The organism is Chryseobacterium fluminis (genome assembly GCF_026314945.1).
GTDB classification, from domain to species: domain Bacteria; phylum Bacteroidota; class Bacteroidia; order Flavobacteriales; family Weeksellaceae; genus Chryseobacterium; species Chryseobacterium fluminis.
In genome coordinates this window covers 4,401,697-4,415,588 of sequence record NZ_CP111121.1, presented here as the reverse complement: position 1 = coordinate 4,415,588, position 13,892 = coordinate 4,401,697, and the positions used below count along the sequence as shown (strand labels likewise).

General features: G+C 36.3%; 13 protein-coding genes. 8 read left to right on the top strand and 5 right to left on the bottom strand.

Annotated elements, in window-relative coordinates; translation table 11 throughout:
• Positions 1-86 precede the first annotated feature (86 nt).
• Positions 87-953, bottom strand: coding sequence for a lipoyl synthase (lipA, locus tag ODZ84_RS20260; protein ID WP_266174214.1), 867 nt, complete (start codon positions 951-953; stop codon positions 87-89).
• 106 nt (positions 954-1,059) lie between these two features.
• Here lipA and ODZ84_RS20255 point away from each other — a divergent pair, with 106 nt between their 5' ends.
• A complete protein-coding gene (locus tag ODZ84_RS20255; RefSeq protein WP_266174213.1) occupies positions 1,060-1,692 on the top strand; it encodes a hypothetical protein in 633 nt (210 codons plus the stop codon).
• Positions 1,693-1,725: 33 nt separating this feature from the next.
• On the opposite strand, the gene ODZ84_RS20250 is transcribed toward ODZ84_RS20255, so the two are convergent.
• Positions 1,726-2,286, bottom strand: coding sequence for an RNA polymerase sigma factor (locus ODZ84_RS20250; protein WP_266174212.1), 561 nt, complete (start codon positions 2,284-2,286; stop codon positions 1,726-1,728).
• Between the two features lie 312 nt (positions 2,287-2,598).
• On the opposite strand from ODZ84_RS20250, the gene tyrS reads away from it, so the two are divergent.
• Positions 2,599-3,894, top strand: a complete 1,296-nt coding sequence (gene tyrS / locus ODZ84_RS20245; RefSeq protein WP_266174211.1) for a tyrosine--tRNA ligase — start codon at positions 2,599-2,601, stop codon at positions 3,892-3,894.
• A 121-nt stretch (positions 3,895-4,015) separates the two neighbouring features.
• Here tyrS and ODZ84_RS20240 read toward each other — a convergent pair whose 3' ends face one another.
• Complete coding sequence (locus tag ODZ84_RS20240; RefSeq protein WP_266174210.1) at positions 4,016-4,426, bottom strand: hypothetical protein; 411 nt, start codon at positions 4,424-4,426, stop codon at positions 4,016-4,018.
• Between the two features lie 220 nt (positions 4,427-4,646).
• On the opposite strand from ODZ84_RS20240, the gene ODZ84_RS20235 reads away from it, so the two are divergent.
• Together ODZ84_RS20235 and ODZ84_RS20230 are read left to right on the top strand one after the other, a co-directional pair.
• Positions 4,647-6,629, top strand: coding sequence for a tetratricopeptide repeat-containing sensor histidine kinase (locus ODZ84_RS20235; protein ID WP_266174209.1), 1,983 nt, complete (start codon positions 4,647-4,649; stop codon positions 6,627-6,629).
• The gene (locus ODZ84_RS20230) at positions 6,619-7,257 is read left to right on the top strand and encodes a response regulator transcription factor (RefSeq protein ID WP_266174208.1); all 639 of its coding nucleotides are present in this window, start codon (positions 6,619-6,621) and stop codon (positions 7,255-7,257) included. Before ODZ84_RS20235 ends, ODZ84_RS20230 begins: the two co-directional genes overlap by 11 nt.
• Positions 7,258-7,303: 46 nt before the next feature.
• Here ODZ84_RS20230 and ODZ84_RS20225 read toward each other — a convergent pair whose 3' ends face one another.
• Entirely contained in the window at positions 7,304-7,729 is a 426-nt protein-coding gene (locus ODZ84_RS20225) for a hypothetical protein (RefSeq protein WP_266174207.1), read from the bottom strand.
• 250 nt (positions 7,730-7,979) lie between these two features.
• Between ODZ84_RS20225 and ODZ84_RS20220 the strand changes: the two genes are divergently transcribed.
• From ODZ84_RS20220 to ODZ84_RS20210, 3 genes are all read left to right on the top strand, one after another.
• Positions 7,980-8,618, top strand: coding sequence for an alpha/beta hydrolase (locus ODZ84_RS20220; protein ID WP_266174206.1), 639 nt, complete (start codon positions 7,980-7,982; stop codon positions 8,616-8,618).
• A gap of 109 nt (positions 8,619-8,727) precedes the next feature.
• The gene (locus tag ODZ84_RS20215; RefSeq protein WP_266174205.1) at positions 8,728-10,053 is read left to right on the top strand and encodes a PDZ domain-containing protein; all 1,326 of its coding nucleotides are present in this window, start codon (positions 8,728-8,730) and stop codon (positions 10,051-10,053) included.
• 1 nt (position 10,054) lies between these two features.
• Positions 10,055-10,582 (top strand): hypothetical protein, encoded by a 528-nt coding sequence (locus ODZ84_RS20210; RefSeq protein WP_266174204.1) that lies wholly within the window; start codon positions 10,055-10,057, stop codon positions 10,580-10,582.
• Here ODZ84_RS20210 and ODZ84_RS20205 read toward each other — a convergent pair whose 3' ends face one another.
• Complete coding sequence (locus ODZ84_RS20205; RefSeq protein ID WP_266174203.1) at positions 10,583-11,614, bottom strand: L,D-transpeptidase; 1,032 nt, start codon at positions 11,612-11,614, stop codon at positions 10,583-10,585. It abuts the gene before it with no gap.
• Between the two features lie 603 nt (positions 11,615-12,217).
• Between ODZ84_RS20205 and ODZ84_RS20200 the strand changes: the two genes are divergently transcribed.
• The gene (locus ODZ84_RS20200) at positions 12,218-13,864 is read left to right on the top strand and encodes an NUMOD4 domain-containing protein (protein WP_266174202.1); all 1,647 of its coding nucleotides are present in this window, start codon (positions 12,218-12,220) and stop codon (positions 13,862-13,864) included.
• Positions 13,865-13,892 lie beyond the last annotated feature (28 nt).

Here is a 13,892-nt window from a genome sequence, read left to right as displayed (position 1 = left end):
AAATGTATAATGTATAATGTATAATGTATAATGTATAATGTTTTTAAATAAAAAATCGCTTCAGGGTTTGAAGCGATTTATATTTTTTAATGAATATGTTTTTCAGCGTGGTAAGAACTTCTTACTAAAGGTGAACTTTCGACATGTCTGAAACCTAAGCTTCTGGCAAAATCCCCGAACTCGTCAAACTCTTCCGGTGTGATGAATTTTTTCACCGGTAAGTGTTTCTTAGTCGGCTGTAAATACTGACCTAATGTAATGACATCCACATCGGCGTTTCTGATATCTTCAATCGTCTGGAACACTTCATGTTTTTCTTCTCCCAGACCCAGCATTACCCCAGTTTTTGTTCTTCTCTGTCCCGCTTCTTTAAGATACCTGAGAACCTCAAGGCTTCTTTCGTATTTCGCCTGGATCCGCACTTCTCTGGTCAGACGTTTTACCGTTTCCATATTGTGCGAGATAACTTCTGGAGCTACTTCTACCAGTCGGTCCAGGTGTTTCGTCAATCCCTGAAAATCAGGAATCAGTGTTTCCATTGTTGTTCCGGGAGAGATTCTTCTGACGGCATTCACCGTTTCTCCCCAAAGGATGGATCCCATATCTTTCAGGTCGTCACGGTCTACAGAGGTAAGAACGGCATGTTTAATTTTCATTAATTTGATTGAACGCGCTACTTTTTCAGGCTCATCCCAGTTCACATCAAGAGGTTTTCCGGTTTTCACTCCGCAGAATCCGCAGCTTCGTGTACAGATATTTCCTAAGATCATGAAAGTTGCTGTTCCTTCACCCCAGCACTCACCCATATTCGGGCAGCTTCCACTCTGACAAATTGTATTTAATTTATATTTATCAACCAAAGTTCTCAATTCTCTGTAATTTTTTCCGGTAGGAAGTTTTACGCGAATCCATTTTGGCTTTTGAACGGTAGTATCCTGAACTAAATTTTCCATTTATTTCTCAAATTGAGGTTCAAAGTTAAGGAATTTTTAATCGAAACAATCAAAGAGCGGTATTGATGAAACATATAATTTTGTAATTTTACCTACAATATTTACTATGAGAACTGCATTTTGTTTTTTAGCTACTGTTTTCAGCATATTCTGTTTTGCTCAAAAAGAATTTCAGCCCGCAGGTTCTGAAGTTATTGAAACTGTAGACGGTGATCTTGACGGAGACCATATTCCGGAGAAAGTTATTATTTATAATACGAAAGACACCACCGCTTACGGCAATATCCGTGAAATACAGATTCTGAAAAACAGCAATGGAAAATGGGCAATTTTAGAGAAGTCCAGAAATGCTGTCCTGAGCAGTAATGCCGGCGGAATGATGGGTGATCCTTATCAAAGTACTGAAATAAAAAAGGGAATTCTGGAGATCACGCAGGCCGGAGGCAGCAGCTGGAAATGGGGATATACCGACAAATACAGATTTCAGAACGGACATTTTGAATTGATCGGCTATTCGTCAAGCTCCGGAAAACCCGAAGAATATTGGACGGATGTTGATTTTAATCTCTCAACAGGCCGGTTAATATTGGCTAAGGAAGTTGAAAATACTAAAGAATACGGAAAGTCTAAAAACGAAACTTTTATTAAAAAAGGCTTAAAAATTAATCTTCAGAATAGAAATCAGGACCAACGGAGAGAAATTTCTCTTCCTCAGACGAAGGAAAAAGTGTATTTGTAGTTTTTAATCTTCTGCAGGTTTCTTAAAAGCTGATTAATGATCTTCAAAATCATTATTTTTTAATAATTCAGCTAATACTTTTTTCGCACGCATCACGCGTACCTTCGTATTGGCAACGGAGATTCCCAGTTCTTCTGCAATTTCCCTGATGCTTTTTTCTTCAAAAAACCGCAATTTGATGATATCCTGGTAGTTGGCGTCCAGGGATTCTATTGTTTTGATGATTTTCTTCTGTTCTTCGGCAGAAATCATTAATTCTTCAGGTGATTTTGCAAACTGATTTTTCACGACGTCCAGATTCTCTGTAGGATCCTGATTTTCCCTGCTCTTTCTCCTCCAAAAATCGATAATCGTATTCTGGGCAATCGTTAAAACCCATGTTTTAAACTGAAAATGGGGATCATACATATCCAGCTTTGACAGAACTTTCGAAAAAACATTCACGGTGATTTCATCGGCATCATTTTCATCTTTTACTTTTTTCATGACAAAGGAAAAAACATCTACCCAAAAAACATTGATGAGTCTGGTCTGAGCTTTCTGGTCTTTTTCTTTCGCCTTCTGAATAAGGGTGAATAATTGTTCGTCGTTCATTATGAACAAATATAACTGATTCCGGGCAAAAAGACAATATACAAAAGGTCTTATCCGATATAAAGTCCTTTTAAGGATCTGATGTTCACCAAAGTATTTTCATTTTCAAAATTAACCTATATTATGTATTGACAGTGATAAAGCGGCTAATACCCTAGCCCCGATTGCAGAGAAAATCCTTTTTGAAAAAAAGATTGCAACGGAAAGCGGGAAAAAGCTCCTGAAATATTAACCTCCCGTCTCTTTGCCTTTTCACTCTTTATAATCCTGAATTTATTATCTTTGCAGCTTAAATTCTAAAGCAAAAAAATAATGAACTCTTTTATTGAAGAACTGAAATGGCGCGGGCTTTATGCCGACATGATGCCCGGAACGGACGAACAGCTGAATAAGGAAATGACAACAGCCTATATCGGTTTTGATCCTACCGCAGATTCTTTACATATCGGGAGTCTTATTCAGATAAAAATTCTGGCTCACTTCCAGCAGCATGGTCATAAGCCCATTGCACTGGTAGGCGGCGCTACAGGAATGATCGGCGACCCTTCAGGGAAATCTGCAGAGAGAAATCTTCTGGACGAAGCTACGCTTCTGCATTATGTAGACTGTCTGAAAAACCAGCTTTCAAGATTTTTAAATTTTGAAGGAAATGAAACCAATAAGGCCGAGTTGGTTAACAATTACGACTGGATGAAAAATATTTCTTTCCTTGATTTTGCAAAAAACATTGGAAAAAATATTACGGTAAATTATATGATGGCTAAAGATTCTGTGAAAAAGAGGTTCTCCGGAGAATCCGGTGCTGACGGAATGAGCTTTACTGAATTTACCTACCAGCTGATTCAGGGATACGATTTTTTACATCTGTACCAGAATAATAACGTTAAACTTCAGATGGGTGGTTCCGATCAATGGGGTAATATCACGACCGGTACCGAACTGATCCGCAGAAAAGCGCAGGGTGAAGCATTTGCACTCACCGTTCCTCTGATCACCAAAGCTGACGGCTCGAAATTCGGAAAGTCTGAAAGCGGAGAAAATTACTGGCTGGATAAAAAGAAAACGTCCCCTTATAAGTTTTACCAGTTCTGGCTAAATGCTACGGATGTGGATGCTGAAAGATTTATCAGATTCTATACGTTTCTCGGAAAAGAAGAAATTGAAGCTTTAATCGAAGAGCATAAAACAGCTCCACACGAAAGAAAACTTCAGAAAAAACTGGCTGAAGAAGTTACCGTTTGGGTTCATGGAACAGAGGAATATAATAAAGCTCTAAAAGCTTCTGAAATTCTGTTCGGCCGTTCCACTGCCGAGGATCTGGTAAGTCTTGATGAAGAAATTTTCCTTGAAATTTTTGACGGTGTTCCTCAGAAAGAAGTTGCTAAAGCTGATGTTTTAGGAATTCATATTATTGATCTTCTTTCAGAGAAATCAGGATTTCTAAAATCTAAAAGCGAGGCAACAAGAGAACTGAAAGGAAATTCGATCTCCGTAAACAAGGAAAAGGTAAATGAAGTGTATACTGCTAACGAAACCGACCTGATTGACGGAAAATTCCTTCTGTTACAGAAAGGAAAGAAAAGCTATTTTATTGTAAAAGTCATTTAGATCAAATAATAATTTACGGGACTTTTCTATGAAGAGGTTCCCGTAAATCCACCTAAAATAAATCGCGGCAGGATCTTCCTGCCGCGATTTTAATACAACTATTTCGAAAGGTATTAGTTTTTTAGAATGTATAAGAAGTTGACGCTGACAGATACTGTCCGCTGGAAGTTCCTTCTTTCTTTAACTCTCCGTCTACCCAGATCTGAACCTTCAGTGTGGATGAAGCACCGGACCCTATCGCGTTTACGGCTACATTAGCTGTATAAGCTCCTTTTTCGGCAGTGACCTCAGGGCTTGACCATGTTGTTCCGCTCAGACTGCTTGCAGTAGTAGGATTTCCGTCGATTCCGTACACTGCTACATCAATATTACTTCCTGAAGAAGCTATTGCCTTAAAAACTACTTTGTGGGTTTCTCCGGATCCATTAACGGGGTTGTCATCGTCATCGTCGCTGCATGATGATACGAACCCGAAAATCAATGCTGCTGCCAGCATTAAAAATGTTCCTTTAAATACTTGCTTCAACTTCATTTTTTTCATAATTTTTTGCTTAAATTGGACTACTGTTGGTTAAAAATTCTATGATTTGATCGATTTGGTATATGCAAAATTACCAGAGTACCGCTCCGGTTTCAATCCTTAAAAAACAGTATTTTTTTATACCTGAATTCAGGTATTTTTTTATACTGGAAATTTTAATTAAATTGACTGTTTTATAATAAAACTACTCATATACTCTGACCTGATGATCATGAAGAAATTAGCCTTTGTAATTTTTATTTTACTTTCACTTGTCTTACCATCTCAGCAGATTTTTCCGCTTAATGAAAAGCCCTATCTCGACAGCTTACAAAAAATAGTAAAAAACAGTACTGATCGTGATTCCAAAGCCAATGCATTCTTCATTTTATCCAACTATTACAGAAATACAGACAGTATTTTAAGTAAGAGATATCTGGAAAACGGTAAAACATTAAGGTCTGCAAATTCTTTTGTTTCTGCTAAATATCATTATTACGAAGGCCAATATTATCTTGAGAAAGACAAAACTAAAGCTGCAGCTGCCTATCAGCAGGCGATCCAAGCTTTAAGTACATTTAAAACAGAAGAATCGTATTTTTTCCAATCGCTGGCGTGGTATAACTACGGAGTGTCCCAAAAGAACAAAGAAGGATATCCTTTTTTGGTTAAAACTATTCTTGAAAAAAGCATTCCTTTAGTAGAAAAATATGAAACCAACAGAAATTTAGGATTTTTATATTCACAGCTTGCCCTTATTCTGACCTATAATGCAGAATTTGAAAAAGCAGGAAATTATAATAAAAAAGCACTGAAAATTCTTGAAAAAAATTATCCTGCTTCAGCAGAATTGTTTTACGCTTATCTGCATACAGCCAGTAACTATTGTTATCAGGCTAAAGGTGATGATGCAGAAAAATTTCTGAATAAGGCAGAAAAACTGATCCTTCCATACCCGGATTCTTCATCCAATGCTTTTTTTTATTACGGGAAGACCCTTTTATTCATCACCAGACAGAAAAACGAAGAAGCTCTGCCAATTATTGACAAAGGATTGTTTTATACTAAAAAATTTAATCAAAACCTATTAGCTCAGATGTTTTACTTTAACAAGTTCGACATTTTAAAAAAATTAAAGAGGTATCCGGAAGCAAAAGCTGTTCTGGAAGATATCCTGACGGAAAAATCTCTGGTTCTTGATCTCAATAACAGGAAAACAATATATAAACAGCTTTCCGTACTCAATGAAGAAATGGGAAATTCCAGGGAAGCACTGACGTGGGAAAAAAAGTATTCCAGCCTTAATGACAGTCTGAGTACCGAAACTACAAAACTTGAAATCAATAAACTTGAAGCCAAATATAATGCGGCAGAAAAAGAAAGGAAAATAGCGAATCTGGATACTGACAAAGCCCAGAAACAGCTTGAAATAAACCAAAAAAACCAATATCTGTGGCTGCTTGGTTTTGCCTCCTTCTTTTTAATGATTTTAATAATTTTTATTTATTTCTATACCAAAAAACTGGCAAAGCAAAGGAAGATAAACCTTCAGCAAAAATTAAAAGAGATTCAGCAGAAAGAAGAATTGAATATCACCAAAGCAATTCTTGAAAGTGAGGAACGGGAAAGAGAACGGATTGCCAAAGATCTGCACGACGGTCTCGGAGGAATGCTGGCCGGTGTTAAAATCAATTTTTCAACATGGTCTTCCACTCATTTTGGTTCAACGGATCTGGAGTTTAATAAAATCCTGGGGCAGCTTGATCATTCGGTAAATGAGTTAAGACATGTCGCTAGAAACCTGATGCCTGAATCACTTCTCAATTTCGGACTGGAAACCGCACTGCAAGACCTCTGTGAATTTTACATCAGGAAAGATCTCAGCATAGATTTTCAAGCGATCAGTCTTCGTAAAGACCTTGCTCTTACCATTCAGTTGAATATTTACAGAATTGTCCAGGAACTTTTAGCTAATGCTGTAAAACACTCCCAGGCTTCAGGCATTTTATTACAATGTTCCCAATCTGATGAAAATTTCTTTATCACCATTGAAGACAATGGAAGAGGCTTCGGAAAAGACATTGAAAAAAAAACCAAGAGTATGGGGCTCAGAAATCTTAAAAACCGTGTCAATTATCTAAAAGGAAAAATGGAGATCAGCTCCGATCATGAAGGAACAACCATAAATATTGAACTTAATACCCATGCAGTCTGACAAAATAAATATTGTTATTGTAGATGATCATCCTATCGTTATCGAAGGATTGAAAACCATGCTTAAGAACCAGTCATTTTTCAATGTTCTGGAAAGTTTTACATTAGGCTCAGAGATTGTGAACTTTGTGAAATCTAATGAAGTTGATATTATCCTATTAGATATCACGCTTCCCGATGCCAACGGTATTGAACTTTGTAAAGAGATCAAAAAAATATCTCCCGATACATCCGTAATTATGTTCAGCAATCGCTCTGAAAGGAGTGTCATTACGCAATCTGTTCAAAATGGTGCAAGCGGATATCTTCTTAAAAACACATCCATCGAAGAACTGATAGAATGCGTACGTGGAGTTCTTTCGGGTAATATTGTATTTTGTAATGAAACAAAACACATCATCAGTAAGCCCTCTCAAAATGAACTGGCAATTCCCAGATTAACGAAGCGGGAAAAGCAAATCCTGCAGCTGGTTGCTCAGGGAAAAACAAGCAGCGTAATTGCTGATGAATTATTCCTGAGTCCTTTAACCGTAGATACCCATAGAAAAAATCTGCTCCAGAAATTTCAGGCAAAAAATTCCTCAGAACTTATCACTATTGCACTGCAGCACCGTATGATTGAAGAATAAAAAAAACCGTCAGATCGACGGTTTTATATGATTAAGTAATGTTATTTTACAATTCTAAGAAACTGTGAGCAATAGATGAACTCTGAATCCCTGAAAGATTCTTAATCGTATCCGTTTCTGCCACTTCACCATCAACCCAAATGTTAAGGATAAGCTTTGCGTTGGCATCAGGAAGGAGTGCATTTGCTGAAAGATTCAATTGAGACTGGCTGGAATTTACAAACATCTCACCACTATTCCAGGAAATTCCCGGCTGATCAAAAATCTGATTTTGACTGGTTCCCACCTGTGTTACAATAGTTTTAAATTCTACCCCGGTAGTTCCTTTCACTTCAAACTTTACGATATGATCCTGAAATTCATCCTCATCGTCATCATCTTTACAAGAATGAGCTACTGAAACTACTGAAAATAAGACGATGAATAAAAAAGAAAGTTTAGATAAACTTTTTGATTTGTAAAATTGCTTCATTTCTCCAAATAGATTTTTTAATGTTTCAAATATAGCTTTTTTATCAATATAAAAATAACTTTTATGAAAATTTTCCAATAAAGATTTCCAAATAATATCAAATCTACAAAAATATTAGCTCTGCAAAATCGACGACCTTCTGAAGTCGCTAAGGTAAATTAATCTTTTTTTTTGACCGCATATCATCTGTTATTTAAGTTTAAAGCACTATGTGAGATTCACCAAATGATTTATTATTTATCTTTGCCTTATGAATTTAGATTACATCGTAAGAGAACCTGAGAATATTACTTCCCAAACCACTATTCTGTTTATGCTTCACGGCTACGGAAGCAATGAACAAGACCTTTTCAGCTTTAGAGAAACGCTTCCGGCAGACTGGATCATCGTGAGCTTCAGAGCTCCGAAAGAAACTCAGTTCGAGGGTTTTTCATGGTATGATATTGATTTCAATGACCCCGAAAATTTCATGAATATCAGCCAGGCTAATGAATCTGTGGATGCGGTTCTGGAAAATATACTGAAAATAGTAAATCATTATGGTCTGACCGAAGCAAAGACTCACCTGTGCGGCTTTAGCCAGGGGGGAATTCTGTGCTATGCGCTGGCTTTAAAACATCCTGAAATGTTTAATTATATAGCCTGCCTAAGCGCCTATCCTGAAGAGAAAATTCTACAGGATATTGTAAAAGATAAGAAAAAACTGGAAAGACTCCGTTTTTTTGTATCTCATGGTACTGATGATGCAGTAATTCCAATGGAATGGGGAAGAAAAGCAGCTGATCTTCTTTATGATCTGAGCTGCTATTTCACCTTTAGAGAATACATGAGCGGACATGGCGTCAACCAGAAAAATTATATGGACCTTATGGATTTCTTTTCAAAGTAAATTCCGATAAAATAGCATTTCTTTCAAATCATTATCAATTATATAGACATTCTCCGCTCAGAGAATGTTTTTTTATTTTATATATCAATAAATTAACTAAATTCAGTAAATGAAATCATTACATTTTATATTATTTTTTTTTCTGAGCATTTTCACCAGTGCGCAAAATTCATTTGAAATAAAAGATGTAAAGAAAACTGTTATTCCTTTTAAGTTAATTAATAATTTAATCTTTATTCCGGTTAATATCAATGGAGTTAACCTTACGTTTTTATTAGATACGGGCGTGGCAGAAACTTTACTTTTCAGTTTAGACAATCAGGAAGTAAAACTAAGTGATGTGGAAAAGATAAAATTTTCCGGACTGGGAGGAGATTTAAGTATTGACGGATTTAAATCTGAAAATAACGTAGGAAAGATCGGAGAGCATATGATCAATAATTCTATGACTGTTTTCCTTATCCTGGACCAGGAATTCAATATTTCTTCTCATGTAGGCATTCCTGTGAATGGAGTGATTGGCTTTCATCTGTTCAAAAATCATCCAGTTTCTATCGACTATTCTTCTGAAAAGATTACCATTTATAATGACCGGGAACTGTTGAAGCGAAGAACGAAAAAATTTCGTGAGCTTCCTGTGAGTATAGAAAAGGGGAAGCCTTACCTCTATGGTGACGTCGAAATGACCAATGAAAAAAAGAGTTCAAAATTACTAATAGACCTTGGAAACAGTGATGCGATATGGTTATTTCCCGTATTAATTAAAGATTTTGTTTATAATCGTCCGAATATCGAAGACTTCCTGGGAAGAGGGTTCAACGGCGACATCTATGGCAAAAGGAGCAGAATTCACCATTTTTATATTGGAGATTTTAGATTCGAAAAACCTCTGACTGCTATGCCCGATGAATTTTCTATTCAGCATGTCCATATGGTAGAAGGGAGAAAAGGTTCTGTCGGAGGCGAGATTATGCGCCGTTTTACCGTAATATTTGATTATTACGGGGGAATGCTATACCTTAGACCTAATCGGAATTTTGATGACCCTTTTCATTTCAATATGAGTGGTCTGGATTTTAAGCAGGACGGAATGCAATGGCAGGAAGATCTGGTTAAGATAGAGACCGTAAAAGCAGACAAGGCCACCAGTGAATTTTCTACTGCTGCTGAGAGGTTTCAGTATAAGTTTGTGCTCAAACCGGTATTTTCAATTTCCGGAGTCCGTAAAGATTCTCCAGCTGACAAAGCAGGCTTAAAGAAAGATGATCAGATTATTTTTATTAATGGCACCAAAACTGCAGATATGAGTTTAGCAAAAATTATGGAAATAATGAAATCTTACGAAGGAAGGAGTATTACCATGATCATACAGAGAAAAACACAGCAGCTGACGGTAAAATTTCAGCTGGAAGATCCAATACCTTATCAGGAATAATATGAATACAGAAGAAACAACGGTCGATAAAATAAGATCAAGACCCCGATTTAAAATGTTTACGGAAGTGAGCAAAGAAGAATATGCCGAGCACCTGAAAAATTATCTTAATGAACACCAGGAGGAATTCTCCGGAAATATTAATCATGAAGTGGCTACCATATGTGTAAAAACAGAATATGATCATTACTGGAAGCCCCAATTATCTTTAAGAATAGAAACGGAAGATGAAAAAACTGCTGTCAGAGGTATCTTTGGACCTACTTCAGCAGTCTGGACATTCTTTATGTTTCTCTATTTCTCTTTTTCTATTTTATGGATGACTTTCTTTTCAATGTATTATGTAGAAAAACAAATTAAAAGCACTGAATTTCCATGGGCACTGAATGCTTCTTTCGCAATGCTTTTTTGTATTGTACTGACCTACGCAGCGGCAAGGTTCGGACAGCATAAAGGAAAGGATGAAATGCTTAAACTGCGGAAATTTGCAGAAGAATCTACTTTACATTTTGAAAAGAATGATGATTGATCAGGGGACTACGGTCTTTGCAGTCTGTGGCATCTGTTCTATCTGGGCTTTGGCAGCCTTAATCGAATCCACTACTTTTTCTCTGTTGTCCTGCTCCTTCAGTATTTTCTCAATATTGGGTTCGATCATTTTTGTCATTTCCTCTACTGAGATATTGTTTGAGTTGGGATCATCCAGTAATTTTCGCCAGGGTTTTCTCCCTCCCCATTTATAATCTCCAAATACCATTACTGCAGTACCTCTCGCCTTCGTGGTGGCACCTCCCGGATTCAGAACCCAGGTATCAGCATAGGAATAAAGCCATTTTGCATCATTTTTCAATAATCTTAAACAAGAATGTGAGGCAGGGTATCCCGGAAGATCATACTGATGCCATCCGATTCCGTCTAAATTGAAGATATTAAAATTGTACGGAAGTTTCCATTCGCTGCTTACTGTGGAAATAGCCAATTGCTTTTTCCAGTTGGCAAATGTTAAGCCTGTTTTTGTCTTTGCAGTCTTCTTACCCATACTGGTTGGGCCCCATTTAACCAGGCTGCCATTAGAATATACTCCATATGCCTGAATAGGATATGAAAAAATCACAAACTTTTTTACTCCGCTTAATACATCCAGCTGCATTGGAAACGGTGAATATTCCATGAGGGTGGTATCTATTTTAGCCGGGACTACCAACGTATCGGCATTCCTTTTATTTTTTGAATCAAGTCTGTTCAGCGCCAAAATAGCATAACGCTCTTTTTCCGTATATTTTTTATTAAATATAGAAAACAGGGAGTCTTTAAGTTTTTTGTCTTTAGGAAAGATGAAGGCATTGTAAAAACCATCCTCCTGCATCGCCGGTGGCATGGATTCTTTTTGTACTACCGAATCTTTTTTGATAGAGTCCTGCTCCACTACTGCAGTTTCATTCGTCGGGGTGGTATCTTTTAACGTATCACTTATTTTTTCAATTTCTTTTTTACAGGAAACTAAAAGTATGGAGAATAGTAAGGTCGATAGAAATGCTTTCTTCACAGATATGTTTTTCATAAAATTGAACGGTTCAGCTATTTTTGCTACTCAATACAAATATCAGACCTAAAACCGGATAATAAAAATCATTGCTTAAAATACCGTAAAAAAACGGACGCCGGTTCAATCATGATAATATTATTATAAAAACTACACTAAAGTGTAGTGGCTGCAAAATATAACCTCCGTACTTTTAACATATAAATAACCCATGTAAATATAGGTAATCACCATACCTGACCATGAATAACTTTTAACATAGATCAGATCCTTAAATACCATCTAAATGATGGTATTTTTATTTTACGGCAATCATATGATAAAGGAAAAATTAACTGGAATTTCTGCGTGAAAATTGTTTGCGTTATTCCTTTTATAATCATTCAATATCTGAATTTATTAATGTTTAAAAACGAGCTTCAACAAATAAATCAGCTTACTTTAAATGCATAATAGGTTACCCCTAAATAAAATTGGATTTACGTTTGCCATGTGATATTTGTATCCGTATCATATTGCATTCTTTCATGTAGCCGTCAGAGATATTTTGATCTTATAAAATTTCGTTTTAAATTAGTTCCCAGTTTATATCAAAATAATATATTTGAATGTTCCTATCTTATGAAATTACCTACTGAATTAGGAGATGAATACATCAACAATGTTCTTTCCAATACTCTTCTGATAGATCTGCCGGATGAAGAGTGGGAACTGATTAAAGATTTTGAAAATTATGCAATTTCGAATTATGGCCGCGTAAAAAGCCTGGAGCGAGCTGTTATAAATTCCTATGGAAGAGAAACTCTCCTTCCCGAAAGAATTATGAAACTGCAGACTAACCGGTATTATAACAACTATTTGAAGTCTCACTTCTATGCTGTGAAATGCGGTCTTTTTTCCGAAGGAAAATCATATGGCAAATCAGTAGCGCGCCTTGTGTATTATCATTTTGTTGAAAAATTTGATATGGATGATCTTTCTTTTCTCATCTCTTTTAAAGATGACAACCGTTTTAATGTGCATTTCAGCAATCTGGAAAAGCTAACCGTGGGCAAACTTCATTCTAAGACACTGAATACCGGCAGAGGTAAGAAAGGGAATTATAAGCAGGCGGTCAGTCAATATACCGACGATGGAAAATTTGTAGCTTCTTATAAAAATATTTATGAAGCAAGTGAAGCTTTGGGTATTTATCCCCCGCATATTCTATCGGTACTCAACAAAAAAAAGATTACTTCAGGAAAGTTTTTATGGTTTGAGAAAGGATATAAACCAACCGAAAAAGATTTTATACCGAAACGAAAAAATAAGCCCGAAAAAATACTCAATACAAAACTTTGGGAAACGCTGGAGATGCCGGAAATTGATGAAAATAATCCACCGGCCTGCATGAATTTATCACTACAGGATCTTCCCGGTGAAACGTGGAAACCATTACCTGATCTCGAAGAAAATTATCTTATTTCCAATAAAGGAAGAATAAAGAGACTGAATGCCTGGACGCAGAATACAAGCAAGACTTTCTGGCAAGAGCAAATTATCTCGCTCTCTGCATACAAGTCTGATAATAAAAAATATTTTCTTCGTACCAGGTTAAGTTGTAATGGGAAAGTCTATAATATAGCAATTACCCGAATGCTTTACTATTGTTTTATTAAAGAATTCGATATTAAAAACAGAAATCTGCTGGTCACAAACGAAAGTGATCCTCACTGGGATATAGATATTGCGAAACTGACCTTAGAATCTTCTACTAAAATGCTTGGTGAAAGAAATAAAAAGCTTGCTACTCAGGTAAGGACTGTTTTTAATTCTAAAGAAATATTCAATCATTCTCTCTGGGAAAAATTAGGTAAACCCAAGATTGATAAAAAGAACCCACCTGCTATTTTCGACTTATCTTTAGAGGATCTACCAGATGAAGAGTGGAAACCACTACCTGGTGTAGAAGGTAAATATGCTATTTCAAACAAAGGGAGAGTAAAGAGGCTGAGCGGATGGGGATCCGGTATTCTCTTTTTTGGAGAAGATCAGATTGTTTCTCTCCTTGCAACACATGATAAATATCCCAAACTGTATTTCAATCAACGGATAAAAAGGGTTGTAAATAGAAGAATGCTTTTACGGTTGCTTTACTTTTGTTTTGTGAAAGAATTTGATTTGAATGATACAACCCTGCGTGTAATTAGTGAAAATGAGCACCTGTGGGAAATAGACTTTTCCAAGTTATCATTACGACCAATGGCAGAATCTTTTCGTAAAAAATAATTAAATGCAGATATTAATTTCTTGGTAA